Here is a 25461-nt window from a genome sequence, read left to right on the forward strand (position 1 = left end):
TTGTCTCCCCTTAGTTAACTTTAGCGATAAAGATGTTATTCATTTGTTCAAACGAAGGCATTACGATTTCAGATACGATCGTGTTGACGTTTACTGGATGCGGCTCTTTGTAGGTTGTTACCGCCACGCCTGTATTGACGATCTGTACCTGAGCGTCCGTACCGCCACTCATCAAATCCGCTTCCTCAGGTGTAGTACCATACCACGTATTGCCCAGTGTGTTAGCAGGGATAAGGGTAAAGTAATCATCAGGGTAGAAGAGTCCTGTTGTGCCATCTTGTAAAGCAAACTTTTTGTTGTATACAGCTACAGTAAGACCCAACTTGCTGAATAGGTATTGTTTCATCATGGAGTCGGTCATAATGATGTTCTGACCACCTACAGGATTCATATCCAACCGAATAGTTTTATTATTCAAAATGTAATTCCACGTTTTCCGTGTGCAAATAGCATTCTCAGGACGTACACCAGTGTCATCCTCGACTAAATCCTGCCACGTTTTGATGTCTTGAATGATCGGAGCATCAGGATTACTCCATTTTGCATCCGCCGTAAGTGTGGTTTTGTGCTCATCAGACATTTTGTAATCGTATTTGTATTGCTGGCGATTGGCCACAATGTCGATCCGACCCAAAGAAAGTAATTGCATGATCATTCGTTCAGGCACCACTGTAGCACCATCAATCAGCGTTTTTCTATCATCGTAAATCTTTTGTATGAGCGTTTGATAGTATGCTGCATTAGGAGACGCTAAGAGTCTCAATAACTCTTGACGCTCTGTTTCATCAATGTTCATACCTTCACGGAAAAACGGCATTTCGGTTTTGATTTCTTCAAAGCCAATTCGGTCTCTCAATGTGGCTTTGGCATCAAATGCAGATGGTTGAAGGGATACTGGCAAGCCTCCCGCCCCTTTAATCCATTTCAAGTCTAGCCCTTGTTGCTTTTTCGCTGGGAACAATGTCGCTCCCAAGTAAGGAATTGCGTTCGATGCTGTCTCCTGATAGTAGGTAGTAATATTCTCGGCTGTTACAAGATCAAAAATAGTTGGCATGTCTTCACCTGTCCTCTCTTATTTCAAAAATGTGATTTGTTTGAGTGCTGTAATTTCTTCTGCTGTTGGTGCTGTTGGAATTTTGCCCAGATCTACGAACCCGTGAATCATCAATGCTCCCGGTGCAGGGCCATAAGTTACATCAACGTCTTCAAATAGCACACCTTCCGCATTAGAAACCCCAGTGGTTGTGACTGCTTTTTTGCCCAGCTTTGTAATGTCATTCAAAATTCCGTTACCGATAATCGTTCCAGCAGGAACAATTTTCTTTCCATCCGCATTAGCGGTGATTCCTGTATCATCCACCGTAATAGCTAAGTTCACATAATGATCAGGGAATTTGGTGATTCCTTTTTTGTTACCGTATTTAGTGACCACAAATTTACTCATTTTCTCATCCTCCTGTTATTGAAAATACGACTCGCGTGCTTTAGACAGGTCGCCGTTATCTGCCGACTTATTCTGCGCAGCGATCTTCCCATAATTGGGTTCACCCTTACCTGGGTCTTGCTTTCCGCCTGACCCGTCCGCTGGTGTAGCACCTTTCGGTTGGAATCCTGGCTTCGGGTCCTCTTTTGGAACAAATAAAAAGCCATCGCTTTCGCGAAGGCCTGTGAGTTGGTCGTCCAAACCGCTTTTTATAGCACCATTGTCGTCCAATTCGATTTTTGTTTTGTCCAGTAGCTTCGCAACAATATCAGCGTTGTGTACCTGACCACTCAAAGCCATCTTTAGCGCCGTGTTCAAACGTAACTCCTGCATGTCGGCATTGTACTTGTCGTTAGCGGCTTTATTGTCCGCCTGAAGCTTCGCAATCTGATCTTGTAGCGCTGGCACATCCCCTGCCGCCTTCTGCAAATCGGTCAGTTGCTTATCACGTTCCTTCAAATCACCTTCAAGCTGCTTTTTAGCATCATTGATTTCATCAAATCGATGCTTAGGTACATATCCGGTGTACTTTTCCTCAACCCCCTTTGTGATAGCATCAATTTTGTCCGCTGGCACGCCTTGACCCTCCAGCAACACTCTCAACCATTCCATAAATACCGCTCCTTCATCTTCGTTTTTTAACCTGGTCTCGACCAGTGATGTCTTGTGTTTTGCGCCCACAATACCAAACGGCGATAGGCAAAATAAAAAGCCTGCTGCATCTAAATGTGCAATCAGGCTTTAATCCTTACTATTTTGTTTTTCAAACGGCTCTTTGACTTGCCTTAACATGTCAGCAGCTATTTCTTTTGGCGATTTAGTAAAATCCAACTTCAGCGGCGTATCATCGATTAAACCGATAGTCCGCTTTGGCTGCTTGGAAGTCTTCGACATACGTCCACCCCAATTCCTTGATTATTAACTGTAGCCATAGATAATCCATATATTCATTCTTTGCTGACTCTGACATTGTAGCATAGTTGTCAGACGATTGTAACTGCTCAAGAGCGGTCAAAGCGGTAGATTCCAGCACATTATTGAACACAAGCAGATCGGATGATTTACCATTGGATGATACTCCACTCACTCCGCCATCATGCCCGACTGCAAGCAGGCTAGATATAGCGGGATAAATCGCCATATTACGTATATCCTTAACGTTAACCCTTGTCCCTCTCGGGTGGTTGTGAGTCAGGATCACGCTATTCGGCGGCGCTTTGATAAGTGACTCATGTATCTCAGGAGTAAATGTGACTTTGTTTATGACGCCATCAGCTCTACCGATTTTCTTGCCTGCGGTTTGATCCATAATGACCATGATTTCTTTGCCTGCTTTGTGACCTTCTCGGGCAAGACTACGGTTAACCTCAGCCAGCTTTTCTAACACCAGTTCAGACACATTAGGTAGATCAACATGGTAAGAAGCTTTAGGATTGTACTTCCGGTTAAAACTTCCTCCAGGTTCTTCAACCTCGGGCTCAGATGTATTGCTTTCTGCAGGTTCACTTGGTGTGTTCGGTTTAACATATTCCTTTTCCCACTGCTCATAGGTCATGTCACCTGGTACAGCCTGATTCTTACCGTCCTCATCCCGGGCTATTCGCTCCTGAACGTTATCCTCGTAATAAGGAATTGTAGTTGAACGGCAATAAGCATGCAGCGGCGGGTAAGTAACTCCTACCTCAGCTTCGCCAATCGCAAATACCTCTCCATCCATGTGCCTGCAGATAGATGATGTGCGCTTATCCAAGGTAGCCGTAAACTTGTATTGCTCTACGCCCAGTTCCTTATAGGCATCCATACGAGACTGGCCGGCAAAGTAGGCGGATTCCGTTTGTATTATCCGGGCCGCAGCTGATCGAGAAACACCCATTCGGTCAGATAAGGCGTTAATCATCTTGTCCGGTGTATCGCCGCGTATCATTCCTTGAGTCAGTACGGTTTGAAGCTCATGCACCAGCTTGTCCCGGTCTTTCCAGATACGAGCGCTAAAATTAGATCCATCGGCTGCCCAAGGTTTCGATAAGACTGCCTCTATCTGGCGTTTGTCCAGCTTGGAGAATGTAGCACCCAACCCTGTGCCCTTATGCAGCTCGAATACCGAATGATAGTAACCATCCTTGTATATGTCACCCATAAGCTCTCTAGCGCCTGCCTGACGCTTTCCAGTCAACACCTCGACATGTTGGCGCATCTGCATTTGTAGAGCCTCTAGGCGAGTCATACGCACTCTGATGGATGCATTCTCAAGTTCCTTCATCCAACGCTGATCAACGGCGTTTTCGCGGCCTGCCTTGATATAATCTTCAACAGTCCATTTGAACTCTTTGAGCTCCCCGGCTTTGAGCACTTGCCGCGCTTCTGCTAGACTGATCTCGTTATTCTTAGCGAAACGTTGGTAGAACACGTCAATATCCTTTTGGATGGATGCGTTAGCCTTGGCGTACTCAATCTCCATTTTGCGGACGTGAGCATCACCTTTGCCTAGCTGCGCCTCATTTAGGGCATCCATGCGCTTAGACCAGTATTCCTCAGACTTCATTGCGCATCATCCTGCTTTGGCTCTGTTTCAGGTGAAGTACCACCAGTACCGCCGTATGGTTGGTCTGTTGGAATAGACGCTGATTCCATTCTTTCCTTCTTGATCCTATCCAACTCATCCTGGACGTTCGTTACAAAAGGATGATTGGCCACAATGGTTTCATCAGAAATGACACCTACACTGTCTTTTGCATTCGTTACAGCTTCAGTTTCATTGATGAGAATGTCCCGATTGAAAATGAATTCTACATCAAACTTGGAGTAATCCTTGCTCGTCGTGTTAGCTAAATGTTGATTCACGAACCATAGCAACTGTTCGAGGCTGGCTTGAAACTCTGTCTCTATGATGTTCGCATCCATGTCCAGGTCACCATATAGGAAGCGCAGAGCAATGCCCGATGGGCTGTTACCAAACTTGTCTGACTGTGTATCAACCCCACGACCAAACTCATAAATGCTCTTGCGGAGCATCTCCATATGATTACTGAATGCTTCTGTATCAATATCAAGGCTGAGTGTATCTACCCCGCCCGGGTCCCTTACCTTTATCACACGTAACTGAGACATATTCCGGCGCATTTCTCCTACATCTGTGCCGTCATAATTTTTAATAACGTAGATACTGTTCGGCAGGTCTTCGAGGTTATTGGCGTTCTCGCTCATACGTTTGTCGTAATCGTCCACCAGTGTTTTTAGGATCTCAACCAGCGGCATTTCCTCATCGTTATACTTAAATGGGACGAAGGGCACGCGCTCCCAGTTCAATTTCTCCTGGCCGTTCTTCGTTTGCGCCGTGAAGTGCTCTTTTAATTCCTCGTAAAGCATAAGATCGGCGCTAATTGTAGTATCCTGTACCCATTTCATCACACCGTCAGTATCCCATAGCTCCACAATGTGGACAGTCTTTTTTGTCTTGGCCTCATAGACTTCCATCGGATAGAATCGGATCATCTTGTCTAGTTCCGTATGAGCACCATCTTTCCACAGCGGCACACACTGTTCTGACGGAATCACCTTAAAGTTCAACTGACCTATTTCGGAATAGTAGACTTGCAGCCAGCCGATACCTTTATTAATAGCGTTTTTCCCAAGATTCTTGAGTTGGCGCAAGAATGGTTTGCCAAAGAAACTATCTAATTGTTCTTTGTATTCGTCTGGGCCATCCGTTTGTATGCTGATAGGCTTAGATAATAAATAACCAGTCTTTTGGTCAACTAACTTCCGGACAAATCCATGAACCAATTTATTGTTAGCCAGGTTCTTGACTTCGACTTGGGCGCCACCCTCTCCGATGATATATCGTTTGTGTTTAAGTATCTCTGTCTGGTTCCTGTAGTAAGCTTCCCCAGTTAGCATCCATTGATAACGTTGTGAGAGTTTAAAGTCATTCACCTCTTGCTGCGCTATCTCCCGATTAGTCATAGGAGCATTCTTGTCGAGGTTGTACATTATTTCCTCTGCTAATGTCATAGTGTCCTCCTTCCTCTAAAACTCAAATGTAGGGCCTTTACGCATTCCCTCTACGGCATAACGAAGAGCTGCCATTGCATCGTCAAAAAAGTTGACTGGTTCATCTGTATAAGTGTTTGTCTTAGGATCATGTTTCCACTTCCACTGTTGCATTTCCTTAATCGTGTTCGAGCAGCTTGGATGGATGTGTATCTTATGTTTCTTGAGCCAGTCAATTTGAGCGTTTACGCTACCTGGTTCCTTGACTACGGCACTAGCTTTGTACCCTGCATTGCGCCAAGTCTTGATGCGGTCAGGCTCGGCTGAATCGCAATACATTGGTATGCGCTTATCCAACTTCCCGTCAGCTAAGGCTATGATTTCACCCGTATCTTTCTCATGTACGTATATTTCGTTGCAAATAAAAATCTCACCATCTTTGAAGCCGACAGTGAGAATCGCGTTCGCATGATTGAAACCAAAGTCCTGCCCGAATGTCATACTATCGAACATAGCGAACGATGTATTAAAATCATGCACTGTATAGTTAGACAAGATAGTTCCCCCTAATTCACCCCACTCACCAAGTCCATAAATCTTATATCCGTCTGGGTCTCGTTCTTTACGGAGCATCATACGGCGGTGGTAAGCATCATCAATGAAACGGTTCATCAGGTACGTGCTATGGTTCGTAATGATATCCTCGTGCTCAGTGTCAAAGTATTTTCCTTTGATCCAGTGAGTGGCGGACACCGGGTTAAACGTGAATGTCATCTGATAATACAGATTCGGGTTGTCCAGTATCCCCCGAAGCCGGTCATCAAGTATATCAATGTCTGATTCTTGAAGCTCGGTTGCTTCCTCTACCCATATCCACGTCAATTTCCCATGAGCAAAGTTGATTGATTTAAGTTTTTCCCGGTCCCTGGCATCGTTAACACCACGGAAAATAACCTCATTCCCGGTGGACTTATGCTTAATACTCAAACGAGATTGCGGCATGTCCCAATAATCATCCACTTGGTCGCCATAGATGCGATTGATTGCGGCCTGCAATTCGGCGTATGTGCTGTTTCGGTTAGTGTCATTGACCTTCCGGATACAAAGAAGGTTAGCACCCTTATATCGCGAATCTGACAGTTTGATAACGAAGTCTTGAGCCACGTTTACGGACTTGCCAGAACCAGCAGAGCCTTTGAATACTCTGTAACGCTTTCGAGTGAAGTTCATTTCCTTGAAATTCGGATTGAACGATACGGTTACGGTACTCATGATCCATCACCATAATCAACTGTAATGTGTATAGGCTGCTTCTTCTCTTCTCCGCTGATCTTCTCAACTTCACCCTTAAGCTTCTTGATGCGCAATTGCTGTTCCTCGTCAGCATAACCAAGCCTGCACATTTCCTCATACCGTTTAATGAGTCCTTGTAGCGTGGTCATAGCACGGCTCTGAGCATTCATAAAAGCAGCGTGTTTGTCCCAGGCATGCTGATATTCCCACTTCTCAGATCCACCAAAAGCGTTGTCTGCAGATTCGGTCAGAACCTTGGTCACATCTTCCTTATCCTCAACATACATAATCGGTTGGGCGGCTATAATCGCTGTGTAATGAATCATGATGCTGTCCCATATTAGATCAATGGGTTCGCGTTCTGCTATGTGCTCCATGATCTCAATCGTACGGGGCGGGAAGTATTTTCGGAAGAACCCATGCGTCACAGCCTTGTCATTCCCATAAGGGCCACCGGGACCACCTTTATTGCCAACTGCATTCTTATTACCCTTCGGAGCACCATGCCCCGCTGCATTCCTGCTACCCTTGGGCGGTCCGCGTCTTTTTTGGGATGCATCTTTATCGCCATCGGACGCATCTTTTACAGATAAGGATGCATCTTTGCTCCAGCTTTGCCGCTGCTTCCGACTCTTGATGGTCGGGTATTTAATACCATGCTTATCAGCTAGGTCGGTTAAGGAGATATCCGTTGTTTCGTACTCTTCTCTGATTGCTGACCAATCCATGACTACATTTCACCACCCCCGGCTGGTTATTTGTGTTGGTTTTGCGGACATTTTAAATGTACTGCCCATTAAACCTTACTGATTTAAACATCCCTAAACGTAAAGCTCTTTGCCATCCGTCAGTTGATAAAGCATCTTCCCAATTATCCCGTGACATTATAGCCTGAGCCTCTTTTACATCGAATTTCTTTCGTCTGGCTCTGTAATAAGTGACGTTTATCTTTTTGTCTCCTATTGTTAATGTTGCTATATTCCCCTGTGGAGAATCAGGAGGCTTTTCAGGGCGCCACTGCAATTCATGGGTGATGCGTTCTATATCGTTCGAACCGCAATTTGTACACACTTCTTCCCAAGAACTTATTACTTTTTGGGTTGAAGCCATACCTAAAGTTTGCACCTCATCGAAAACGGGTTGGATTCTCAATTCCATGAATGTATCTCCACACGCTCTACATTTCTTCATATGTGCTTCCTCCCTTATCTGGTCATTCTCCATAGCCTAAAACGATCTATAAATCGTTATTACCGCGTTTTTCACGAGTTCTGGACACTCAAATACTTAATTTCCGACCAAGCAATAAAGTGTGCTGTCTCCGAATTCTTATCACTTACAAACACACCGTATTTATTAACTTCATCCAGAGCCATTTCACCAACAAGAGAAAACACTCCATACTCTCCTTGTGCACTGACCTCAACTTTTTTTCCAATATAGCTCTTTAGAATCTTTTCCAAATGTATTTCCCTCCCCATGAAAAATAGACCCGTGTATCCTACTTAGCTGTCACCTCTCAGCTATTTTCAGATGTATATTACGGGTCTATTTCTCCTCATTAAACACTCGGTCATATGCCTGCTCGTACTTGGTTACAACAGCTTCCAAGCCTTCTATAGCCTTCTTCCTTCGAAGTTCATTTCTCCATTGCCATACAATAAGCCCTATACCTATGAGAGCTATGACTATCAATAGTATCTGAATAATCGTTTCTGGCAGCACTACAATGACATAGTTATGACCCAAGTTTATTCCTCCCTAGATCAGCTACATTTACCTTTACATCAAACAACGGCTCATTCCCTATATAAAGCGTCCCAATCCGCACTTCCCCCGACCGCTTATTATCACCGTTCAAACCCTTATACTCCGCTATCTCCTGTGGTGTACCTTCTACGGTTCCGTCTGTATAGAGCTTCACGTTCAAACCTCCTCATAAGTATCATGGAAGATATCCGGTTTACATGGGTAATATTCACCCTTCACACCCCTAATGACATAATCTCCGTCAGATATCAACATCCGACCTTCCAACGTTTCTATATGTGGCTCATCCCTAAATGATTTAATAGGATTACAGCCTAATTGTTTAATCACTTGATTCGGTGTTGTTTGACCGTAAATCACTTGAATTGCATCAACTTCCATTGGTTTTTTACGATACTTTGCCATTCATATCACCCTTTCAGCAAATAAAAAAGCCGCCTATTGGCGACTGCGTTATTAGTATCCATTTTCAGGCGGCTTCGGCTTCAGCCATTCACCTTCTTCATTGATGAACGCATCTTTGTAGCGGCCTGATTCTAATTGCCTTATTATATCTTCTTCTTTAGCCACCAATATTTTAGCAAGCTGAGCAACAGTATAGTATTCACTACTTTTGTAGTCTAACTGTATCGGAACGGCCATGTCGTACAGCACGTTCACAAATTCAGCAAACGTCAACTTGCCCATGTTACTTATCCCTGAATAATAAGAGGGCTTATAGTTAGCAAATTCTTGAAATGATTTTCCTTGGAACTCTTTCGCCAGGGCGTTACTAAGACGTACACTCATAAGATTATCGAAACGTGTCTTGAAGTTCATTTCTTCCAATTTAGCGTATTTTGCTTTGAATGCGATTATTTTTATAAGAGGCAAGTCTTTGCGATTACCCTCTTTCAAGCGCATTCTAAATTGTTCACGATCCATTATCATCGGCTGTACCATCCTCTAAGGTGTGTTTAACCGAATTTTACAGCACGTTTCTTATAATCGTAAACAGCTATTAAGACACACAGCGGAATCGAACCGCTATAATCCTGTATGTGTCATATCCCCGGACTAAGCCGGGAAAAAGTTGTTACTTAAACCGTATGAGTACCTTCCACGCCTCGGGCTTCACGTTCCAATGTCCGTTTTCTAAGCCACAGAAGTGCTTCTTCCAACTTCGTGATTACGACTGCATTATCACGGCATCGAAATTCACTGTTTTGGAATCCTTCAAGACGCGCAAGAACCATAGCAATTAAATCTTCGTTGGTTACTCCGTTTACTCCAGCTTCTTGGATCGGTCCTTCTTGGAAATGAACAATCCCCAGGACGTTACCGCTATGATCTTGAACCTCAAAATAGTGCGGCGCGTTGTACTGGTAGTCCTTTTCATGGTGAACTGTAGTATACTTCTCAGTCAGCAATCCGTTATTTACCTTTACCAGTTCCACTTTGCGCCCTCCTATTTGAGTTGATCAACCAACTGCTTGATTACAGCAGGCGTACTGATGCGTTGTCCATCTTTACGGTTACCCTTGATGTATGCTGCATCCTCATTGCTGTAGTAGACTACACCGCTTCCCTCTACAATCGGATAACCGCTTTCGTCTGCTTGCAGCTCAGTTTCTACATGCTTACCGTGTTTAGCCGCCTCTTGCTGGTTATGCAAATGTAGAATGCCGTATTGATCGAGATACGCGTAATTCTGTGCCATCGTTTGTTTCCTCCTGTACATAGCAAAAAGGACACCGTATACCGATGCCCTCATGCTTGCTTATTTGATATTGCCCGTAGTTCTACCGCGCCCGGGCGGAGCGCCTGGAAAGGACTCTAACCTATTCCCTCCCCGCTTCCACACCACCGCAACTCAGTGCTCTATCACCCTGTGTTCAAAGCGGTGCCTTTAAGCGTGGACGAGTCCTGCCGTGGTAAGGGACAGCAGGGACACCCGGGCGTTAACCCTATGTCCCTACTTTAAAATGGTTTCTCCCCCAAATTGCCCCCACGTTACCCCCAACTTACCCCCAAAATTCCGCATAGCTTTAAGGTTTCTGCTATACTTTTGACTCCTTCGTCTATTCGGCGGTCAATGGTGTTGACACTCATACCGCGGTTCTGGAATTGAATCACTGTGAATTTATATTTACGCCCCTTAATGAAGCGGTGCTCAATGATCTTTTTAACCTCATCGTCCAGGATTAAATTGATTGCCATGTCTAATTCGGTAATCAACTTGCTCCATTCCTGATACACGCGCCTTTCTTCCGCCGTTAGAGACTCCTTACGGCCTAATGATTCGACGGTAAGGCGCATCTTAGGGTAATTGCCTAGCAACTCGCGTACGGCCTTCTTATCGGCTTCTGTGATGCTCGGGTATAGTTCCATTTGTTCTATCGCCCCCATCTTGTCGCTCCTTTTATATCAATTCGAACAAATCAACCTGACCAGGGTCTACATACTCGGTTGAATCCTGTATAAGCCCTTCATCCAGCCATTTACGGGGTGCTTCGTGCAGATAATGTGGCCATATAGCCTGACCTTCGACAGAGCGTGTACCATTGTGTCGCTCTGCTTTGGCTGTCCATACCCAATGTGTAGCGGCGGTCACTTTATCGTTGTTAACTGACACTAACATTCCTTCCTTCTCAAAAATGTCTGTAAGTGTGGTTAATTTCGAACTATTCAGCAACCTCTAGCCACTTCGCCCAATAGTCCCAATCAAAATCTTCTTCTCTTGGTGTTCGTAACTCGGTTCGATCATTGTCAATAACTGCGATGACCTTTTGGATAACTAAATAATCTTCAAAATCGTCTTCGCTTTCCACGATCTCCACATAAGATTCGTCTGCTATAACCGTGTCAGACATGTAATCATCTTTCCATCTCTCAAATACTCTCTCTGCCTGTTCTAGCGTCAGCAATGGAGCAGAAGAATTCTTGTCAGTTTGTACTCGGTACTTTTTCAAAACGTTCACTCCTTCGCTATTAGAGGTATAGGCTCTTATCATCAGCGTTTCCCTTTTACCTTTTGGAGTTTAGTTAAGCTGTCGCTATCAACATAAATAGGTATACCCGCCTTACTATGATCGAAAAGCACACCAATGTTCCTAGGGATTATATATTTGACTGTGCCTTTTCCCATGCAACGATGATTCACGCGATCCCCTACCTGTATGTTTGGTTTATCTGTCATTGTTGTTCCTCTCCTCCCTTGGTATCATTACGTTCATTCGCACGATATGATCGGGTACACCCTGTATTGGTTTAATCATCAAGCAATCTCAATTTCCTCAAACCTAATTTCATATTCAGAGATTCCAGATTCCATGCCGCAGTCTGTATGATGTGAATCCCAAAAACTTATGGTTGCAATCAATTTAAGATTTGGCTGTAGCAATATGTTCCCCTCTTTTACATCCCAAGGAGCAGAGCCGTTCATATCGTCACGTGAGGGCAAGTCATCGCTTAAAATCCCTTGCTTGACTCTCTTGTGGAAATCTTTTTCTGCTTTAATGGGATTTTTGAAATAGGAAACATTTGAGTCGTATCCCCAAGTCGATAACTCGTATACCTTGTATGCTTTCATGTTTACATATCCCTTCCAACGCTCAACCAGGAGCGTATTGTATTGGTGGTTACTCTCCTAATGCTGATACCTCACCTTTTGCCCATCTAGCAAAGCCTACTAGGGTCATAAGATACCAGCCGCGAACGTGTTCCTTCTTGTAATACAACTCACCGTCTTTACCAACACGATTGCCAATCAAGATTACCGTTCGTTTTTCACCTTTACCGTTGTGGTATGTCTGACCTTCCTTGACTGTGCTGGGGCTCATGACTGTTATTCCTCCCTAAATTCTTTTTCAAATAGAACCGACAACATCGTGTATTTATCCGTATCCCACGTGCAATATCTATAGTGGATGTAGCCATCTATATCCTCGTAAAGTGCAAATACTGTTTCTCCGTCCTCGTCAACGTAAAACCGCTCTATGCGGCGTTTGAGGTGTATTATCCCAACTTATTCTCTCCTTATAGGGGTACGACTTGTACATCTGGACGAAAACCGTATGCCGCCCTATCATCAAATTCAACGTGTCCTGATCCATCAATTTTGGTAATTACATGTGGGACAGAAAAATCGAATCCGGCTTTGCTTCCTCCGCTGCCCAAACGAGTAATCAAAACGGTATCCCCAACATTGGCGCCAATACGTTCTATCTCCCTCGCAACCTCTTGAGCCTCATAATGTTCTGCATCTATTTGATCAGTAAGCAGCCGATAAATCTTACCCTCCGGCGTTTTAACCTGATACAGATCGGGTCTGCCGCCGATGTGGTAATAATCAAAGTAGATAATGCCGCCTTCAAGCTCTAGTCCAAAGCACGGATGTTGCGGATCAATAATTTTAACCTTCATCGCTTATCGCTCCTTATATAGGGGTATAGGGTAAGAGGCTGTTATGCCTCTCCCGGTAGATTTATAAAGGCTCAATGAGTTATTTGATCACGGGTCAGCGGATACCATTCAAAATCTTTATCCCAGGAATAATACTGATAGACAGCTACATCTACATGCTCGCCGTCAGAAACAAGGTATTGCCCTTCCACCTCTGGTTTGCATTTGTCTAATGGAACCCATTTGATCACGTTATCTCTCCTTTATAGGTAGTAGGGGGTGTATCCCCCTTATATCAAACTCCGCAAAATCCTTCGCATTCGTTCCCGAACCCATCAAAATCAAATTCCAGCTGGTTTTCGTTAAGCTCTACCTGATCCAATGGCTTGCAGCTCCGATGAAGGAATACTTGACCTTTGATTTTAGGCATCTTCCGAATCGCCTTATCGACTTCTACAGCATCTTTCCATGATTCCGGGTCATGCCTCTTCATTTCTAGCCAAGTGCGATCGGAATGGAATGGGCATCCGATGCAGCTGCTTTTTGGAGGCACTGGATAACCGTTTCTTTCAAGCCAGCTCATGCAATCCATCCGACTCATACCCTTGTCTATTAACGGGTATATATTTTCTATCCAACGTTCCTGTGAGGGCTTCACACGCTGTATTTCATCCGTGCTTATACCCATCCAAAGCTTAATCTCCTTGTCTGCAAATCCCCTGCTTGTCTTGAAGCCTCTGTATTGCTTAATCGCTTTGCGTACGCCGTTTATTTTGTATTCAGACGTGCATTGCCGCATTACAATACCTGTATCTCCTTCTTCAGAGAGGGTGAAGAAAGGTAATGACGCTACTCTAGTTCCCCATTTTGCAGCCTTCAGCAAATCGTTTTTTATGTTCCCATTGTTCGTATATATGACTTTCATGCCGCCAGTCTCCAATGTTCTTTTGAGCCAACGTGCATATTGATAGGTCGCTTTGGTCTCCCATCCCGGATCGGAAAAGACAATTAGATCGGGCGGGGGTTGAATTTCACCCTTCATCGCCATAAGAGCAATTGCAGAGGATTGAACACCAACGCCAAGTGAAATAACATTCATATGTCTATCCCCCTTATGGAGGGCTGTTCCCTCCTTCTTATCCCATATGGGGCTATTTTTTCCGCCGCATCGTTAACCTTTTCTGTCCATCTTTCCCATGCTTCTATTCCGGGTCCAATCGGATATATACATTCCGTTCGGATAGGGCAGCGGCCACAATTCTTCTTGTAGTTGTCCTTGCATATCTGCAATGCCTTGTCACTCAGACCCATGTGTTTGTCCTCTCTGCCCTTGGGGGCTATAGATTTAATCCTCTGGAAGCAGCTTGTTAAATGCTCTACGGTATAATTCCGATACTTTCACTCTCTTTGCTCGCCCATCTTGACGGACATTTACCATCCGATTGCTCTCTTTTACTAAAACCGGAAAGCCTGTTTTTGCATGTGGAGCAAACACTTTTCCGTCTTCGTCGATACGATATGGATAATAGCCAGGGATATATTTAAGGGTCTTGTTCTCCATCGCTAATACTCCTCTGTACGTTGTTATATGAATTATTTATATTATTCCTTGCGCTTCCTCACCAATCTGCCACACCTTTACCTCAATCTCTGGGTGGTCTGAATAATACTTGCGTGTTACCAGCGCCACTACTTGGGAATCGTCTTTCCAAGCTATCTTATTTAGTGCATCGAATATACCTTTTACACAGTTGTCGATATCAGGTTTAATCGTCGGCAGTTCTTGAGACTCTAGCGCCTCTCTCAATCGTTTTTTTGTCCACGACTTAGGAAACGGGTATCTGAATCCTATTTCGACTGCTATGGGCCCTTCTAGCGGCTCTGAGAACTGTTTCCGCGCTATAAGTCCGATCATTTGTTTGTAAGCCAGATACCTTTGAGCGTTCTTTTTTGTCCATTTGCCGCGTTGTGTCATCCGGACAGCTCCCATAGGAGGCTCGTTTATCACAAAAGTAATCATGCCATCGCCCCCAATGCTCCGCCGGGGCGTTCTTCTATCTTTCTGTTTTTGATTCGATCCAGCGCTAATATCAATACCTCGTCTGGGTCACGGTTGAGTACATCTCCTATTTGCCGAATACTTTTTCCTTCTGACCACATAAGCTCAAAGTCGTCTACATCTTTCCGCTTCCAAGTGAAGTCCATTTCCTCACATGCCAAGTAAATAGATCTGCGGTCTTTCTCAATCCCTTTTGATGCCATCCGTTACACCTGCCCTCCGGTAGATTTCTTCATGTGCAAGTATTCGATAATCATAATCTTTAGTTTCGTCATAAGCTGCTATGACCAGTTCAGAATTGGTCATGCTTTCAAACGGTCTCACGTTCGTTTTCAGACTCCTTTTCAGCAATTCCATACGTTTCCCTACCCCTGCGTATAAACTCTTCAAAATCTAAATCTATGAGGTCATAGTCGTCTATTGGATTCATGGGGTATCCTCCAGTAGTGATGGGTTTTCATAGATGTTTCCGACGATCCTAAACAGTCTCTGTTCATTCCAGAAAGTGTAGTTGTCTATTATCTTCCAACCTTTGTGCACCCAATTCGGCGCATCCCACCCTGGCAAATCTCGTGATTCGAAAAAAGAAATGTGCCTTAGTACAAACCCGCAGTTCAGTTTTATAATGACGAACAGTTTACCGTGTCCGTTTTTAACTGGCATTCCATAGGGTTGAATTCCAAAATAATCAGTCGGTGACTCTAACCTCACAATATCTCTCTCGTATATCTCTTTACCGTTACGGTCTTTTAGTCCGGTATATTGCAGGAACTCAACATCCATTTGATAAGTGTATCCATCCTCATCCTTTCGTTCAGTATCGAATAGGGCCAGTCCGTTATAGGAACCGATGTAGTACCGTTCTGAATCCAAATTTGGACCAATCATGCGCTTTTCTTCTCTATCCCAGAATTTATATTTAGGCTCTCTCATATCCCTTTTTCCTCTCCTTGCCCTTTAGGGGCTGTATTAATAGCTATCTTCGTAAGCAACAAACTCTTGTCCAACCAAATCACAAAGCTTTTCTAGCGCACTGTCATAGGCATGGGATAAGGATACGATTCGTTCTCCGTACTCTTCCCGTTCCTGTTTCAGGTCTTCGATGATTTTTTCTATCTCCTTTTTCATTCCTCTATCCCCTCTCCTTGGGTTAATACGGCTATAAGAGCTGCTAAACATACCGCTTCCTGCGCCGTCGTGGCAGGCACTTCAATTGGACCCGAATCTGCTTCATTCCAAAATGTGCAGATGTACTCTGCTGGGCTTATTTCAAAGATTTTTGTTCTGGTCAGTTTCATGATCGGATATTTTTGTGATACTTCCCATGCTGCGCCTATGTCAGTGCTGTACATTGCTGGTGACGTTGAATAACCTTTACTGTTGATGATCATCCCCGGTCTGATTCGATCCGCCTTATATCCCATCACAGCCGTAGCAACCCATATATCTCGCTCTTGTGGTTTCATACTATTCCATTTAGCTATTACTTCATCACGATTCATCCGTATCTTCTTCCCTTCTTATTGAAGTGCATCACGCAACCGATAGTTAAGCTCTATGCCACCTTTAAGCACCACTAGATATTCACGGCACATTTCATTGATCCGGCTGCCTATGCCCTCGTCAATCTCGCATAAGCCAGCTATTGTTTTTTCAGAGCTGATAAGGATTGGTTTCCGTTCGAGGTAGCGATAATTGATGATGGCAAACATTTGCTCAATTACGAAATCTGTTGCCTTCTCCCGGCCCTTGAATAAATCATCTATATAAAGCACATCCGCCTGTTGCATTTGGTGTATGCGTTGCTCCAGCGTGTCTAGATTGGCTTTGATCTCGTTAAACCCCTCGACAAAAGGGAAATATAGCACCTGTATTCCTTTGGCTAATAGATTGTTTGACACTGCCATAAGCAGATGCGTTTTGCCGCATCCGGGACGCCCTAGGAGCGCTATACTGCTATTGGGTACTCCTTGGTCATCCAAATCTCTAACGCAGTTGTACGCCGCGTTGTAGGCTTCCACAACCGTATGCGGTCTGCCCTCCTGTACAAAGTTCCCGAATGTTTTCTTTTGGAACTCTGGTGTAATCCGGCTTGACTTCATCATCCGTTCTGCCACCCTTTCCTTTTTGCACTCGCAATCTCGCCAGTCGTCCCGGTAATCAAATGGTCCGTCTCCAGTTTTAACACGGATCAGAAAACCTTCTTCATCCCGGCATTTTTCACATCGGTGGTGGTTCTTCGGTGGCTCCGGTTCGGTTTTGTCGGTCGAGGAAGGCGAACTCGCTCTCAGCCGTTTCAGCAGTTCTGCCGCCATTTCTTCGGGACTGAGACCCTTTAATTGATCCTTCAGACTTTTCATTCGTTTGTTCCTCCTTCCAAGGCTCGTCTATTCCGTCAGCGTGCCAGCTTTTTAAAATGCCATGGACATAAGCCATATTTCGTTTGCCTCTTAAAATTGCTATTTTCATAGCTTCACAAAGCCAACGATCACCGTATTCTTTTGATAAGTCGTCTATGTTGTCTCGAACAACTGGACTCATAATCCCAAATCCATTTTCATAATACCGATAAGGATTAAGGCTGCTGTCGCCATCAGGCGAAATCTGTTCCCTTCCCTTCTCTTCAGTTCTATTCTCTTCAGTTCCCTTCAGTTCAGTTCCCTTCCCTTCAGGAGGAATTTTTGGGAAGTTCCCGGAATTTCCCGGAATGTCCGGGAACTTAGACTTCGTTCGTTTGTGTAATCCCTGTTGATGTTTTTCAAAATTGATCACCTGAACAACCTTTTCGCCTTCCGTTTCATACCAAACAATCAGCCCGTTTTCGTCTAATCTCCTTAGAGAATCAGCAATTTCAGCCAGTGTCTTATCTAACATGGGCACTACTAAAGCTTTCACTTTTGCAGGCGATCCCGCCAGACGACCGAAATCGTCTGTATGTGGAATCATCCATGTAAACAGCAGCATGTCGAAAAGTTCAGGCAACATGTTTACTTTTTCTGATATTGATATCACTTTTGAAATCATTCGCTTTTCAGCCATCTCTAACGCTTCCCTTCGGTTCCGTGTGTTTCTCAGAAGTTCCGGGAATTTCCGGGAATTTCTCGGAAGTGTTGTGAACAAGCATAGCCATGCATTTCCGTGCCCGTATTCCTTCTGGAGTCTCGTCTAACCAGTCATGGCATGCCGTACATAAATGTAATAAGTCCGTTACTCTCGTTTTATGGTTAATGTGCTTACGTCCAATCAAGTGAGCACGTTCGGTAGCCAATGCGTTGTCACAAAGCTCACAGAGACCGTGTGACCGCGCTTTAAGCTGCTTATCTACCTGTTGGCTTATATCTCCCTTTTGACGCTGAGTGAGCTTCATGCGCTTTCCCTTGCTGGGCTTAGGAGCTGGATGAAATCCGTACTGTATCATGCTGCATGCCTCCAATCTCTAAAAAGGAAGATCTTCGTCTGCTATATCAATCGGTTTGCCATCATCGGAAAATGGATCGTTGTTGTTTTTGGTCCCTGCCTGCTGTCTACCAGCACTATCATTCTTGTTAGGTTCAAGGAAACGGACGTTATCTGCCACAATTTCAGTGACGTAAACACGCTTTCCCTCGTTGTTTTCATAGTTCCTCACTTGTACTCGACCTTCTACGGCCGTTAAGCGCCCTTTCTTCAGATAATTAGCGCACGTCTCGGCAAGCTGCCGCCAGGTTACGATCGGCAAGAAATCCGCTTCCCGTTCGCCCCCTTGACTGGTAAACGGACGGTCTACAGCAAGGGTGAAGGAGCATGTCGCTACCCCGCCCGGTGTATATCGTAATTCAGGATCTTTGGTCAAACGGCCGATCAATATTACTCGGTTTAACAATGTAGTTCCTCTTTTCTTAATAAAGGTTCAATTCTGAAAAATGTTTAATCCGGTCGATTTTCTTGGTCTTACGGCAATATTCGCACCGCTCACATCGAACAGGCTCCGTCTGACCTGACTTGACTTCCTTCACGCGCTCAATGTTGTTTTTCACTATAGAAAGACTCTGCTCAATAATGTCATAGTCAAAATAGATGATTTCGTGATCTGGTGGATTCTGCTTGGTCACGACCACCATATGCGGTAATAGCCAATCTTTCCGGCTTGTAACACGTTTCTCGATTTCGGCGTACACAGCCATTTGAATTGTGTAACCATAGTGCTGCAGGAAGTTTTCATATACTCCAGCATCCTTGTTCCACCACTTACCATCAATATCCGCCAACACTTTTAAATCAGCGAATATTCCCGTCACAGGTTGATAGCTGTCCAACATTACTTTCCACGGTATGCCGAACAATTCAGATGTCATTATGACCTCTTTTCGGCCAGCCAGCGCCTTCATTACCAGTGGATCATTCTCAAGAACTTCTATTAGTTTATTGCAATGTTCAAAGTTGGATTTCAGCTTCCCTTTTGTTGGGCCACGGCTGCTATACATTTCAGGGTTGTCCTCTTTGAACCTATCAAGTTCTCCCTCATTCCAAGCATGTACATAATGCCCCTCCATAAAGGCGACTAATGGCGTGGGAACATACTCCCCACTGATCTTTGCCATAGCCGCTGCCTCACACCCTCCGTAAGCTGGCAGGAAACTTTTGAACTGGCTGACAGACATATAATGCCGATCCGCTTCTGGGCTGAAATAATTACTCTTGTTCAGTTCCATCGACTGGTTCCTCTTTGATTTCCTCATACTCCGCATCAATAATGGTTGCGTTAGGATTCAACGGACTTTGTTGTTGAGGCTTCGGTTCCTTGTTCATATCAAAATCACTTGAATCCTCAAATGCCTGGGCTTGTTCGATGGTGTCAAAATCAAGTTCTATATTCTTGCAAAGTCTGCGTAAAACAGTCTTTTTGTACATTTCCCCTGGGCTTTTTGTCCAAGCCTTGCCAGTCGACTGTTTAGAGTAATCGTCCCTTGTTTTCTCGATTTCTTTTAAAGACATGGTTTCATAAATCATTCCACCATCTTCAAAAAGCGCAACAGCAAACGCACCTCTAATAATTCCATCGTTAAATGGCAGTGGCTTAAAATTAATCGTTGGTTGCCCGCTTTCGATTTCCTCGCTGAAATCATCACCATCACGCACCAGCTTTGCGTAAATGTCCTTAACTCTGCGTGTGCTGTATTTCTTAGCAAGTTTCTTCTCGCCTTTATAATCCGTTTGGAATTGTAGACTTTTAATCCATCTTGGCTTATCTTTAGTACCTAAATTCTCGTTATAAGGAATTGCATAGCACTCCTTGTTGAAGAAGTCTAAGCCCAAGAACGCACCTTTGAGCATCGTTCTAGCTACACTTTTAGCGTCACATTGTTCGATATCTTTGGTATCTTGTAAAACAGCCATGCAGTTTTGTAGAAACCTTGTCTTGTTAAAGCTAGTAGGCATCGCTTCGCTTTTTTCATCCAACATTTTGTTTAGGTTGTCATGAATGACTAATAATTTATCAGACATCTTTACAGCCTCCTAAAATTTTGATATAGTGACCACAAATGTTTATTTAAAAGTTTCTGATTCGACTCTGGCGGCAACCGGAGTCGTTTTGCTTTCTAAGGAATTACGCACGTCATACAGAGCTTCAAGCACATATTGCAACTTGCCATCTCGAAAAATTAACAATGGCTCTACAATGTTATTTAACGATTTACCACGTATCTCCGTATCAGCTTGAAGTTCCTCCAGAACCCGGATAGCTTGTTCTAACGGCATTTTCACGTTTGAATCCCTCCTTTTGTTCCCGCCGAATACGGCGATATTCCCGATAAGCAATGTCACTGCTGAATATAAACATCACTGTTCCATTTTCTTTCTCGACGGCTTGTCCACCAACTTGCATCAATGCCTGTAGATCGGAATAGCTATCACTTCCCTTGACTCGAGTTTGCATATGCATCGTCTATCACCCTCACCAAGATCTGATTTTTACACTCAACTGCGTCCAACATGCATTCTTTGCAGTGTGGTTCCTCATGTTCGTATACCAGATACTTTGCCTCAGCTCCGCATCCGCAAGTAATCATGAGACACCCAATACAATGCGTAAGTCCAAAATCTCTTTAAGCAACCAACTAAATGAGCACTGTGATACACTCGGATGCACCCAGCTTGGGTTATTTGCTAATGTATCGTACATATTTTCAAGTGCGTTTAAACGTTGTTGTACGTCGCACATATTCATTCTCCTTTCTTAATAGGACGCCAGTAAGTAATGTAGTTCAGGACGTTCTCCAGTTCTTTCCGAAGCACATCCTTATAAGAAGTAACTTGCCAACGATCTTTGATTTCGCGGTGAAGTTGTTGGAATAACTCGCCTCGTGAGTCCTTATCTGGCTCAATGGCGTACACCTTTTTGGAAATTGCTCTTTGCAGCGTTCGTTGTTGACCGCTGTTTAAAGTGATCTGCTTGTCCAACTTCTGTTCAATCTCCACCAGTTTAGTGCCGTGTTCTGCTGTAGTGGCTTTCACCACTTCAACTTCCTCTGCTACCTCGGCTGTGAGTTTGAGAGATTGAATGATTGCTTGACGTTCTGTTAGTACAGGAACGGGCGGATTAAGTAACATTTCCTTCATCCGTTTAAACTCGGTAAGAAACTTCACCTTCATTTTCATTGCTTCCGGGGTTGTATACGACATTGCCACAATCGCAAAGGCATCTTCTGTCATATCAAATTTGGGATACCATTGTTTATTCTGCGGATGTTGATATTGGGTCTGCTGAAAGTTCAGCACCCCCCATTCCTCCAAACCAGCTTCAGCCAACTTTTTTAATTGGTTTTCAATATCAGCAAGAACGTTGCGATGCTCTTTATAAAATTCTTCAGCTACTATCAAGCTGTCAGTTACGGCTCGTCCGTTTTCGATAAATACTAATTGAGTCATATTGTTTCTCCTTTCGATTATGCAATTTGTTTGAGTAGATCATTTTCATATTCAAGAAGCCATTCTCTTCTAATCCTCCATCTACCCCCTTGTTTATAGGCCTTCAACTTACCTTGTTTGATACGATTGATCACAGTATATTTGCTGACTTTTAGATATTCTGCAGCGTCAATAACATCCAATGTCGGTTTTAAATCAACAGTCATCAGGTTCATCCTCCTAACCTTCTTATTGGTATCTAACCAACTCATCAACTGTGCACCCAAGAGCGTCAGCGAGTTTTACTAGAGTTTCAGCATAAGGACCTTGTTTTTTCCTACCTATGTTGTACAATGCAGATACTGCAACCCCACTCTCTTTAGAGAGGCGGTAGATTGTCCAACCTTTTGCACCGATTAGCCTCTGTACATTCTCTTCAATTGCTTGTCCCATTGTGTTCACCTCCTGAACACATACTATAACTCCACAGAATTATAATCAACAAACGATATAACTCAAAAGTGTTACAAAATAACCTTTTTTCTCTCACTATCTCCGAAATACTTGACTTATCTCCCTTTTGTGTTTTATTATAACTTCATTGAGATATAACACTATTGAGATACATAGGAGGCATTGCTGTTGTGGAGTTAGCAGATAAAATCCAGGAATTGATGGATGAACGTGGGATTACCAAATACCGTCTTGCCAAGGAAACAGGCGTCTCCTACACCGGTGTCACTAAAATACTTACAGGACAAACAAAACACCCTCAAATAGATTCGTTAAAATTAATAGCTAATTATTTTGACAAGCCTCTGGATTATTTTACTGATGATAAAGGCGAAGAAACGCAGAATATTCCTGAATGGGCGACTTCCAAGGACATAGCTGACTTTAAACAGATGCTTGAAGAGGACCAACCAATTATGTTTGACGGTGTTCCAATTGAGGGAGAGAAACGTCAGAGAGTCATGGATATGCTTACTGGTCTCTTTTGGGAAGCTAAGGAAATGAATAAAAAGACTTATGGAAAAAAGAAGAAAGGTGCCTCGAAGGACAACAAAGAGTAGGTGACTGTTTTGGACGATATTATTCGCAAGCTAGTTAGACGATTCAAAACAAACGACCCTTTTGTTATAGCCAAGGGGCTTAATATATTAATACGCCATGTAGAATTTGATGAAGGGACTCGGGGCCTGTATTACCGTAAATTGCGAAGGCGGTTTATCTGTATACATAATGGCCTGTCTGATGAATGGCAGCGTATAGTATGTGCTCACGAGCTTGGACATGACCGTCTACACTCTGGTTTAAGCCAATTTTGGCTAGATGAGCACACTTTCTTTGCAGTCGGGAAATACGAACGACAAGCAAACTTGTTTGCTGTTAAACTACTGACAAATTCCGTGGAACGGGAGCCGTGGGAAACGCACGAAGCTTATCTATTACGTTGCGGTATCCCGAAACAACTTCATGATTATTACATATAACTTTGTGCTTTCCAGCTGCAAGGCTGTTTAAATATACCCAAAAATAGAACATATGTTCCCAATTTTCTAAAAGAAAGGAGTCAAAACTGTGAAAAAGAAAGAAAGTTCCACGAAAAGGAAGTTACCGACAAATGTAAGGGAACGTGATGGCAAGTATACTTATCGCTACTACATTCCCACTACCAAATTCATTGATGGGGAGGAAAAGAAAAGCAGCAAAGAAATGGAGTCGCCTAGATTTGACACAATCCAAGAGGCAGTTGATTTTGGAATATTAATCGAGGCGAAAAAGATACAGAAAAAGTTGAAATACACAGATGACCTAACAGTAAGGACTTGGAGTCAGACTTGGCTTAAAGCATATATCATAGAACGAGAGCCAGCTGGCAATACGATCAAAAGTCGCGTGTATGGACTAAATGCTCTGTTGGAGCAATTTGGTGGCTTTTCGCTCGCAGACGTGACCGCGAGTCAATATCAGGATTTCCTTTATAAGCTAAAAGAAGAGGGTAAGAGCCGCAGTACTATTACAACTATACACACAGCAGCGTCTCTTATGTTTAAACGCGCTAAACGAAATAGCTTGATCGAGTCCGATCCAACCGCTGATGCAGTTATACCAAAAGAGAAAAAAAAGGCTCGGAAAGCAGGAGAAAAAAGACAAGTCCTCCCCAAGTTTCTTGAGAAGGACGAGTTGAAAAAATTTCTGCAATTAGCCAGGTTTATGCTTACAACCAACATGTGGGCTTTTTTCATTGTACTAGCTTACACAGGCTTACGAATCAGTGAAGCAGCAGGACTTCAGTGGGACGATATTGATTTTGACGCACGAACAATTGATGTAAACAAACAGCTTTACGGTACAAGCGTTCTTAAGTATTCCTTTATCCCTCCAAAGAATGAACAAAGCGAACGCGTTGTAAGCTTTGGAGATACTGTAGCCAAGGCTCTCGGATTATTGGAGGAATGGCAAAAGGATGAACGCCTTTCTGCCAAAAAGTTTAATCCGAAGGATAACTTTGTTTTTTGGTGTCCCTCATATCCTGGATATCCAGTTCAAGTCACAAGGATGGGCGACTATATGAAGAAGGTACTTGCGAATGCTGAATTACCAACAAATCTTACTCCACACAGTTTACGCCATACCCATGTATCGTTACTTGCTTCTAATCCACGAGTTGGATTGCCGGAGATTCAGGCACGAATCGGGCATAAGAGCAATTCTAAAGTTACAGAACTGATCTATCTACACGTCACAAAGAACCGCCAAATCAAGATCGCTGACGATTTTGAATGGGCAATCAACAATTAGAAATGCGGGTAATTTGCGGGTAACTCGCTCAAATCCATAACCTCGAAAACCCTTGCCACATAAGGCAATTTGGCTATATAACTAGCTCTTGGCTAAATATAGAACATGTAGTTATCCAATTCATCATGTTCTTGGTATGTGATCAAGTCCTTAAGCGTTGTAGAATCCAGCACTTCAGCAATGCTGTCACGAATTCGTAGCCAGAGCTGGCGTTTTGCCGGATCGTCTTCTTCCGTAAAATCGACTGGAGAAATCGGACCTTCCAGTACACGAATGATGTCTCCTGCTGTTACGCCTGACGGCTCATTCGCCAAAATATAACCGCCATAAGCACCACGGATACTTTTTACCAAACCTGCATTACGCAAAGGCGCAATGAGCTGTTCCAGATAATGCTCTGATAGCTGATTTTTTTCGGCAATACTTTTCAAAGAAGTTGGACCTTCGCCAAACCTGGCTGCAAGCTCCATCATAATGGTCAGGCCGTAACGGCCTTTCGTTGATATTTTCAATTGTGGCACCTCGCTTATAGTAACAATTCCGTTAAACACGCGGAATAATTGGAGTTGTAAACCTCTCTATTCCGATCCTAACCCTCAGCTTATGTTAACATATTAGGGCAGGTAAAGGGAAACATTACGGTAACAATCTTAAAAAAAGTTGCTTTCGAGCGATTAGCAACAGATTTAGCCCGTTTTATGTAGCTTTCTGGCATCGTTCGCCGTGTCGTTTGTTCGTCCAAAGATCGTAACTTATTATCGTTTATGTTACAATAGGTGGGTTCTACAAC

General features: G+C 43.7%; 46 protein-coding genes. 3 read left to right on the forward strand and 43 right to left on the reverse strand.

Features of this window, described 5'->3' with window-relative positions:
• Positions 1 to 10: 10 nt before the first annotated feature.
• The 42 genes from ACN6NF_RS18585 to ACN6NF_RS18790 form a co-directional block, all read right to left on the reverse strand.
• Positions 11 to 1054 carry a major capsid protein gene (locus ACN6NF_RS18585; RefSeq protein ID WP_025720216.1) on the reverse strand — a complete coding sequence of 348 codons (1044 nt, stop codon included), beginning with the start codon at positions 1052 to 1054 and terminating at the stop codon, positions 11 to 13.
• Between the two features lie 18 nt (positions 1055 to 1072).
• Positions 1073 to 1444, reverse strand: coding sequence for a hypothetical protein (locus ACN6NF_RS18590; protein ID WP_459703723.1), 372 nt, complete (start codon positions 1442 to 1444; stop codon positions 1073 to 1075).
• Between the two features lie 15 nt (positions 1445 to 1459).
• Positions 1460 to 2095 carry a phage scaffolding protein gene (locus ACN6NF_RS18595; RefSeq protein WP_474318991.1) on the reverse strand — a complete coding sequence of 212 codons (636 nt, stop codon included), beginning with the start codon at positions 2093 to 2095 and terminating at the stop codon, positions 1460 to 1462.
• Positions 2096 to 2327: 232 nt separating this feature from the next.
• On the reverse strand, positions 2328 to 4025 hold the full coding sequence (locus ACN6NF_RS18600; protein ID WP_474318992.1) for a minor capsid protein: 1698 nt from the start codon (positions 4023 to 4025) through the stop codon (positions 2328 to 2330).
• Positions 4022 to 5494: a phage portal protein gene (locus ACN6NF_RS18605; RefSeq protein WP_474318993.1), complete on the reverse strand. Its 1473-nt coding sequence runs from the start codon at positions 5492 to 5494 to the stop codon at positions 4022 to 4024. The genes ACN6NF_RS18600 and ACN6NF_RS18605 overlap by 4 nt, the downstream gene beginning before the upstream one ends.
• 15 nt (positions 5495 to 5509) lie before the next feature.
• Positions 5510 to 6745, reverse strand: a complete 1236-nt coding sequence (locus ACN6NF_RS18610; protein WP_474318994.1) for a PBSX family phage terminase large subunit — start codon at positions 6743 to 6745, stop codon at positions 5510 to 5512.
• The gene (gene terS, locus ACN6NF_RS18615; protein WP_474318995.1) at positions 6742 to 7494 is read right to left on the reverse strand and encodes a phage terminase small subunit; all 753 of its coding nucleotides are present in this window, start codon (positions 7492 to 7494) and stop codon (positions 6742 to 6744) included. The genes ACN6NF_RS18610 and terS overlap by 4 nt, the downstream gene beginning before the upstream one ends.
• A gap of 52 nt (positions 7495 to 7546) precedes the next feature.
• Positions 7547 to 7924: a hypothetical protein gene (locus ACN6NF_RS18620; RefSeq protein ID WP_474318996.1), complete on the reverse strand. Its 378-nt coding sequence runs from the start codon at positions 7922 to 7924 to the stop codon at positions 7547 to 7549.
• 104 nt (positions 7925 to 8028) lie between these two features.
• Positions 8029 to 8229 carry a hypothetical protein gene (locus tag ACN6NF_RS18625; protein ID WP_474318997.1) on the reverse strand — a complete coding sequence of 67 codons (201 nt, stop codon included), beginning with the start codon at positions 8227 to 8229 and terminating at the stop codon, positions 8029 to 8031.
• An 85-nt stretch (positions 8230 to 8314) separates the two neighbouring features.
• A complete protein-coding gene (locus ACN6NF_RS18630) occupies positions 8315 to 8515 on the reverse strand; it encodes a hypothetical protein (protein WP_474318998.1) in 201 nt (66 codons plus the stop codon).
• Complete coding sequence (locus ACN6NF_RS18635) at positions 8505 to 8690, reverse strand: hypothetical protein (protein ID WP_058830722.1); 186 nt, start codon at positions 8688 to 8690, stop codon at positions 8505 to 8507. The genes ACN6NF_RS18630 and ACN6NF_RS18635 overlap by 11 nt, the downstream gene beginning before the upstream one ends.
• Before the next feature lie 2 nt (positions 8691 to 8692).
• Positions 8693 to 8941 (reverse strand): hypothetical protein, encoded by a 249-nt coding sequence (locus tag ACN6NF_RS18640; RefSeq protein ID WP_058830723.1) that lies wholly within the window; start codon positions 8939 to 8941, stop codon positions 8693 to 8695.
• A gap of 51 nt (positions 8942 to 8992) precedes the next feature.
• On the reverse strand, positions 8993 to 9466 hold the full coding sequence (locus ACN6NF_RS18645; RefSeq protein ID WP_058830724.1) for a hypothetical protein: 474 nt from the start codon (positions 9464 to 9466) through the stop codon (positions 8993 to 8995).
• Between the two features lie 149 nt (positions 9467 to 9615).
• Positions 9616 to 9972, reverse strand: a complete 357-nt coding sequence (locus tag ACN6NF_RS18650; protein WP_474318999.1) for an Acb2/Tad1 domain-containing protein — start codon at positions 9970 to 9972, stop codon at positions 9616 to 9618.
• Between the two features lie 11 nt (positions 9973 to 9983).
• Positions 9984 to 10235 carry a hypothetical protein gene (locus ACN6NF_RS18655; protein ID WP_474319000.1) on the reverse strand — a complete coding sequence of 84 codons (252 nt, stop codon included), beginning with the start codon at positions 10233 to 10235 and terminating at the stop codon, positions 9984 to 9986.
• A gap of 293 nt (positions 10236 to 10528) precedes the next feature.
• Positions 10529 to 10924 carry a hypothetical protein gene (locus ACN6NF_RS18660; RefSeq protein WP_263560017.1) on the reverse strand — a complete coding sequence of 132 codons (396 nt, stop codon included), beginning with the start codon at positions 10922 to 10924 and terminating at the stop codon, positions 10529 to 10531.
• Positions 10925 to 10937: 13 nt separating this feature from the next.
• A complete protein-coding gene (locus tag ACN6NF_RS18665; protein WP_290404233.1) occupies positions 10938 to 11150 on the reverse strand; it encodes a hypothetical protein in 213 nt (70 codons plus the stop codon).
• Between the two features lie 49 nt (positions 11151 to 11199).
• On the reverse strand, positions 11200 to 11496 hold the full coding sequence (locus tag ACN6NF_RS18670) for a hypothetical protein (protein WP_474319082.1): 297 nt from the start codon (positions 11494 to 11496) through the stop codon (positions 11200 to 11202).
• Positions 11497 to 11528: 32 nt separating this feature from the next.
• Positions 11529 to 11714, reverse strand: coding sequence for a hypothetical protein (locus ACN6NF_RS18675; RefSeq protein WP_058830728.1), 186 nt, complete (start codon positions 11712 to 11714; stop codon positions 11529 to 11531).
• Between the two features lie 78 nt (positions 11715 to 11792).
• Complete coding sequence (locus ACN6NF_RS18680) at positions 11793 to 12107, reverse strand: hypothetical protein (protein WP_474319001.1); 315 nt, start codon at positions 12105 to 12107, stop codon at positions 11793 to 11795.
• A gap of 49 nt (positions 12108 to 12156) precedes the next feature.
• The gene (locus tag ACN6NF_RS18685) at positions 12157 to 12357 is read right to left on the reverse strand and encodes a hypothetical protein (protein WP_474319002.1); all 201 of its coding nucleotides are present in this window, start codon (positions 12355 to 12357) and stop codon (positions 12157 to 12159) included.
• Between the two features lie 196 nt (positions 12358 to 12553).
• Entirely contained in the window at positions 12554 to 12940 is a 387-nt protein-coding gene (locus tag ACN6NF_RS18690) for a hypothetical protein (RefSeq protein WP_474319003.1), read from the reverse strand.
• A gap of 71 nt (positions 12941 to 13011) precedes the next feature.
• On the reverse strand, positions 13012 to 13170 hold the full coding sequence (locus ACN6NF_RS18695) for a hypothetical protein (protein ID WP_474319004.1): 159 nt from the start codon (positions 13168 to 13170) through the stop codon (positions 13012 to 13014).
• Between the two features lie 44 nt (positions 13171 to 13214).
• Positions 13215 to 14018 (reverse strand): adenine nucleotide alpha hydrolase family protein, encoded by an 804-nt coding sequence (locus ACN6NF_RS18700; RefSeq protein ID WP_474319005.1) that lies wholly within the window; start codon positions 14016 to 14018, stop codon positions 13215 to 13217.
• Between the two features lie 246 nt (positions 14019 to 14264).
• Positions 14265 to 14480 carry a hypothetical protein gene (locus ACN6NF_RS18705; protein ID WP_474319006.1) on the reverse strand — a complete coding sequence of 72 codons (216 nt, stop codon included), beginning with the start codon at positions 14478 to 14480 and terminating at the stop codon, positions 14265 to 14267.
• A gap of 36 nt (positions 14481 to 14516) precedes the next feature.
• Positions 14517 to 14894 carry a RusA family crossover junction endodeoxyribonuclease gene (locus ACN6NF_RS18710; RefSeq protein ID WP_474319007.1) on the reverse strand — a complete coding sequence of 126 codons (378 nt, stop codon included), beginning with the start codon at positions 14892 to 14894 and terminating at the stop codon, positions 14517 to 14519.
• A 41-nt stretch (positions 14895 to 14935) separates the two neighbouring features.
• Positions 14936 to 15181: a hypothetical protein gene (locus ACN6NF_RS18715; RefSeq protein WP_474319008.1), complete on the reverse strand. Its 246-nt coding sequence runs from the start codon at positions 15179 to 15181 to the stop codon at positions 14936 to 14938.
• On the reverse strand, positions 15162 to 15302 hold the full coding sequence (locus tag ACN6NF_RS18720) for a hypothetical protein (RefSeq protein ID WP_474319009.1): 141 nt from the start codon (positions 15300 to 15302) through the stop codon (positions 15162 to 15164). Before ACN6NF_RS18720 ends, ACN6NF_RS18715 begins: the two co-directional genes overlap by 20 nt.
• Before the next feature lie 102 nt (positions 15303 to 15404).
• Positions 15405 to 15911 (reverse strand): YopX family protein, encoded by a 507-nt coding sequence (locus ACN6NF_RS18725; RefSeq protein ID WP_474319010.1) that lies wholly within the window; start codon positions 15909 to 15911, stop codon positions 15405 to 15407.
• A gap of 36 nt (positions 15912 to 15947) precedes the next feature.
• Positions 15948 to 16106 (reverse strand): hypothetical protein, encoded by a 159-nt coding sequence (locus tag ACN6NF_RS18730; protein WP_474319011.1) that lies wholly within the window; start codon positions 16104 to 16106, stop codon positions 15948 to 15950.
• Positions 16103 to 16480: a BC1872 family protein gene (locus tag ACN6NF_RS18735; RefSeq protein ID WP_474319012.1), complete on the reverse strand. Its 378-nt coding sequence runs from the start codon at positions 16478 to 16480 to the stop codon at positions 16103 to 16105. Before ACN6NF_RS18735 ends, ACN6NF_RS18730 begins: the two co-directional genes overlap by 4 nt.
• 18 nt (positions 16481 to 16498) lie before the next feature.
• Entirely contained in the window at positions 16499 to 17293 is a 795-nt protein-coding gene (locus ACN6NF_RS18740) for a DnaA ATPase domain-containing protein (protein WP_090887661.1), read from the reverse strand.
• Complete coding sequence (locus ACN6NF_RS18745) at positions 17199 to 18017, reverse strand: DnaD domain-containing protein (protein WP_090887664.1); 819 nt, start codon at positions 18015 to 18017, stop codon at positions 17199 to 17201. The genes ACN6NF_RS18740 and ACN6NF_RS18745 overlap by 95 nt, the downstream gene beginning before the upstream one ends.
• The gene (locus ACN6NF_RS18750; protein WP_474319013.1) at positions 18010 to 18396 is read right to left on the reverse strand and encodes a hypothetical protein; all 387 of its coding nucleotides are present in this window, start codon (positions 18394 to 18396) and stop codon (positions 18010 to 18012) included. Before ACN6NF_RS18750 ends, ACN6NF_RS18745 begins: the two co-directional genes overlap by 8 nt.
• 18 nt (positions 18397 to 18414) lie before the next feature.
• Positions 18415 to 18840, reverse strand: coding sequence for a single-stranded DNA-binding protein (ssb, locus tag ACN6NF_RS18755; RefSeq protein WP_474319014.1), 426 nt, complete (start codon positions 18838 to 18840; stop codon positions 18415 to 18417).
• A gap of 16 nt (positions 18841 to 18856) precedes the next feature.
• Positions 18857 to 19669, reverse strand: a complete 813-nt coding sequence (locus tag ACN6NF_RS18760; RefSeq protein WP_474319015.1) for a PD-(D/E)XK nuclease-like domain-containing protein — start codon at positions 19667 to 19669, stop codon at positions 18857 to 18859.
• A complete protein-coding gene (locus ACN6NF_RS18765) occupies positions 19650 to 20462 on the reverse strand; it encodes a recombinase RecT (protein ID WP_474319016.1) in 813 nt (270 codons plus the stop codon). Before ACN6NF_RS18765 ends, ACN6NF_RS18760 begins: the two co-directional genes overlap by 20 nt.
• 42 nt (positions 20463 to 20504) lie before the next feature.
• Positions 20505 to 20723 carry a hypothetical protein gene (locus ACN6NF_RS18770; RefSeq protein ID WP_474319017.1) on the reverse strand — a complete coding sequence of 73 codons (219 nt, stop codon included), beginning with the start codon at positions 20721 to 20723 and terminating at the stop codon, positions 20505 to 20507.
• Positions 20671 to 20901 (reverse strand): hypothetical protein, encoded by a 231-nt coding sequence (locus ACN6NF_RS18775; RefSeq protein ID WP_474319018.1) that lies wholly within the window; start codon positions 20899 to 20901, stop codon positions 20671 to 20673. The genes ACN6NF_RS18770 and ACN6NF_RS18775 overlap by 53 nt, the downstream gene beginning before the upstream one ends.
• A gap of 281 nt (positions 20902 to 21182) precedes the next feature.
• Positions 21183 to 21887, reverse strand: coding sequence for a Rha family transcriptional regulator (locus ACN6NF_RS18780; protein ID WP_474319019.1), 705 nt, complete (start codon positions 21885 to 21887; stop codon positions 21183 to 21185).
• 17 nt (positions 21888 to 21904) lie between these two features.
• Complete coding sequence (locus tag ACN6NF_RS18785; protein ID WP_341163325.1) at positions 21905 to 22093, reverse strand: helix-turn-helix domain-containing protein; 189 nt, start codon at positions 22091 to 22093, stop codon at positions 21905 to 21907.
• 22 nt (positions 22094 to 22115) lie between these two features.
• Positions 22116 to 22319, reverse strand: a complete 204-nt coding sequence (locus ACN6NF_RS18790) for a helix-turn-helix domain-containing protein (RefSeq protein ID WP_474319020.1) — start codon at positions 22317 to 22319, stop codon at positions 22116 to 22118.
• 191 nt (positions 22320 to 22510) lie between these two features.
• Here ACN6NF_RS18790 and ACN6NF_RS18795 point away from each other — a divergent pair, with 191 nt between their 5' ends.
• The 3 genes from ACN6NF_RS18795 (at position 22511) to ACN6NF_RS18805 (ending at position 24671) form a co-directional block, all read left to right on the forward strand.
• On the forward strand, positions 22511 to 22939 hold the full coding sequence (locus ACN6NF_RS18795; RefSeq protein WP_474319021.1) for a helix-turn-helix domain-containing protein: 429 nt from the start codon (positions 22511 to 22513) through the stop codon (positions 22937 to 22939).
• Between the two features lie 9 nt (positions 22940 to 22948).
• Positions 22949 to 23359 carry an ImmA/IrrE family metallo-endopeptidase gene (locus tag ACN6NF_RS18800; RefSeq protein ID WP_474319083.1) on the forward strand — a complete coding sequence of 137 codons (411 nt, stop codon included), beginning with the start codon at positions 22949 to 22951 and terminating at the stop codon, positions 23357 to 23359.
• A gap of 88 nt (positions 23360 to 23447) precedes the next feature.
• On the forward strand, positions 23448 to 24671 hold the full coding sequence (locus ACN6NF_RS18805) for a tyrosine-type recombinase/integrase (protein ID WP_474319022.1): 1224 nt from the start codon (positions 23448 to 23450) through the stop codon (positions 24669 to 24671).
• A gap of 92 nt (positions 24672 to 24763) precedes the next feature.
• Here ACN6NF_RS18805 and cymR read toward each other — a convergent pair whose 3' ends face one another.
• Entirely contained in the window at positions 24764 to 25183 is a 420-nt protein-coding gene (cymR, locus tag ACN6NF_RS18810; protein WP_013372613.1) for a cysteine metabolism transcriptional regulator CymR, read from the reverse strand.
• Between the last annotated feature and the right edge of the window lie 278 nt (positions 25184 to 25461).

Source organism: Paenibacillus sp. TSM33 (genome assembly GCF_056099025.1).

What these genes read in the sequence shown, in the direction of transcription:
- ACN6NF_RS18735 (WP_474319012.1), bottom strand. Translation starts at nt 16,480, where the DNA reads ATGAATCGTGATGAAGTAATAGCTAAATGGAATAGTATGAAACCACAA.
- ACN6NF_RS18680 (WP_474319001.1), bottom strand. Translation starts at nt 12,107, where the DNA reads ATGAAAGCATACAAGGTATACGAGTTATCGACTTGGGGATACGACTCA.
- ACN6NF_RS18725 (WP_474319010.1), bottom strand. Translation starts at nt 15,911, where the DNA reads ATGAGAGAGCCTAAATATAAATTCTGGGATAGAGAAGAAAAGCGCATG.
- ACN6NF_RS18595 (WP_474318991.1), bottom strand. Translation starts at nt 2,095, where the DNA reads ATGGAATGGTTGAGAGTGTTGCTGGAGGGTCAAGGCGTGCCAGCGGAC.
- ACN6NF_RS18585 (WP_025720216.1), bottom strand. Translation starts at nt 1,054, where the DNA reads ATGCCAACTATTTTTGATCTTGTAACAGCCGAGAATATTACTACCTAC.
- ACN6NF_RS18620 (WP_474318996.1), bottom strand. Translation starts at nt 7,924, where the DNA reads ATGGAATTGAGAATCCAACCCGTTTTCGATGAGGTGCAAACTTTAGGT.
- ACN6NF_RS18640 (WP_058830723.1), bottom strand. Translation starts at nt 8,941, where the DNA reads ATGGCAAAGTATCGTAAAAAACCAATGGAAGTTGATGCAATTCAAGTG.
- ACN6NF_RS18600 (WP_474318992.1), bottom strand. Translation starts at nt 4,025, where the DNA reads ATGAAGTCTGAGGAATACTGGTCTAAGCGCATGGATGCCCTAAATGAG.
- ACN6NF_RS18645 (WP_058830724.1), bottom strand. Translation starts at nt 9,466, where the DNA reads ATGATAATGGATCGTGAACAATTTAGAATGCGCTTGAAAGAGGGTAAT.
- ACN6NF_RS18785 (WP_341163325.1), bottom strand. Translation starts at nt 22,093, where the DNA reads ATGACTGTTGATTTAAAACCGACATTGGATGTTATTGACGCTGCAGAA.
- ACN6NF_RS18675 (WP_058830728.1), bottom strand. Translation starts at nt 11,714, where the DNA reads ATGACAGATAAACCAAACATACAGGTAGGGGATCGCGTGAATCATCGT.
- ACN6NF_RS18730 (WP_474319011.1), bottom strand. Translation starts at nt 16,106, where the DNA reads ATGAAAAAGGAGATAGAAAAAATCATCGAAGACCTGAAACAGGAACGG.
- ACN6NF_RS18705 (WP_474319006.1), bottom strand. Translation starts at nt 14,480, where the DNA reads ATGGAGAACAAGACCCTTAAATATATCCCTGGCTATTATCCATATCGT.
- ACN6NF_RS18790 (WP_474319020.1), bottom strand. Translation starts at nt 22,319, where the DNA reads ATGGGACAAGCAATTGAAGAGAATGTACAGAGGCTAATCGGTGCAAAA.
- ACN6NF_RS18775 (WP_474319018.1), bottom strand. Translation starts at nt 20,901, where the DNA reads ATGCATATGCAAACTCGAGTCAAGGGAAGTGATAGCTATTCCGATCTA.
- ACN6NF_RS18660 (WP_263560017.1), bottom strand. Translation starts at nt 10,924, where the DNA reads ATGGGGGCGATAGAACAAATGGAACTATACCCGAGCATCACAGAAGCC.
- ACN6NF_RS18765 (WP_474319016.1), bottom strand. Translation starts at nt 20,462, where the DNA reads ATGTCTGATAAATTATTAGTCATTCATGACAACCTAAACAAAATGTTG.
- terS (WP_474318995.1), bottom strand. Translation starts at nt 7,494, where the DNA reads ATGGATTGGTCAGCAATCAGAGAAGAGTACGAAACAACGGATATCTCC.
- ACN6NF_RS18610 (WP_474318994.1), bottom strand. Translation starts at nt 6,745, where the DNA reads ATGAGTACCGTAACCGTATCGTTCAATCCGAATTTCAAGGAAATGAAC.
- ACN6NF_RS18690 (WP_474319003.1), bottom strand. Translation starts at nt 12,940, where the DNA reads ATGAAGGTTAAAATTATTGATCCGCAACATCCGTGCTTTGGACTAGAG.
- ACN6NF_RS18710 (WP_474319007.1), bottom strand. Translation starts at nt 14,894, where the DNA reads ATGACACAACGCGGCAAATGGACAAAAAAGAACGCTCAAAGGTATCTG.
- ACN6NF_RS18590 (WP_459703723.1), bottom strand. Translation starts at nt 1,444, where the DNA reads ATGAGTAAATTTGTGGTCACTAAATACGGTAACAAAAAAGGAATCACC.
- ACN6NF_RS18760 (WP_474319015.1), bottom strand. Translation starts at nt 19,669, where the DNA reads ATGGAACTGAACAAGAGTAATTATTTCAGCCCAGAAGCGGATCGGCAT.
- ACN6NF_RS18655 (WP_474319000.1), bottom strand. Translation starts at nt 10,235, where the DNA reads ATGGCACAGAATTACGCGTATCTCGATCAATACGGCATTCTACATTTG.
- ACN6NF_RS18715 (WP_474319008.1), bottom strand. Translation starts at nt 15,181, where the DNA reads ATGGCATCAAAAGGGATTGAGAAAGACCGCAGATCTATTTACTTGGCA.
- ACN6NF_RS18740 (WP_090887661.1), bottom strand. Translation starts at nt 17,293, where the DNA reads ATGGCGGCAGAACTGCTGAAACGGCTGAGAGCGAGTTCGCCTTCCTCG.
- ACN6NF_RS18780 (WP_474319019.1), bottom strand. Translation starts at nt 21,887, where the DNA reads ATGACTCAATTAGTATTTATCGAAAACGGACGAGCCGTAACTGACAGC.
- ACN6NF_RS18605 (WP_474318993.1), bottom strand. Translation starts at nt 5,494, where the DNA reads ATGACATTAGCAGAGGAAATAATGTACAACCTCGACAAGAATGCTCCT.
- ACN6NF_RS18685 (WP_474319002.1), bottom strand. Translation starts at nt 12,357, where the DNA reads ATGAGCCCCAGCACAGTCAAGGAAGGTCAGACATACCACAACGGTAAA.
- ACN6NF_RS18750 (WP_474319013.1), bottom strand. Translation starts at nt 18,396, where the DNA reads ATGATACAGTACGGATTTCATCCAGCTCCTAAGCCCAGCAAGGGAAAG.
- ACN6NF_RS18700 (WP_474319005.1), bottom strand. Translation starts at nt 14,018, where the DNA reads ATGAATGTTATTTCACTTGGCGTTGGTGTTCAATCCTCTGCAATTGCT.
- ACN6NF_RS18745 (WP_090887664.1), bottom strand. Translation starts at nt 18,017, where the DNA reads ATGGCTGAAAAGCGAATGATTTCAAAAGTGATATCAATATCAGAAAAA.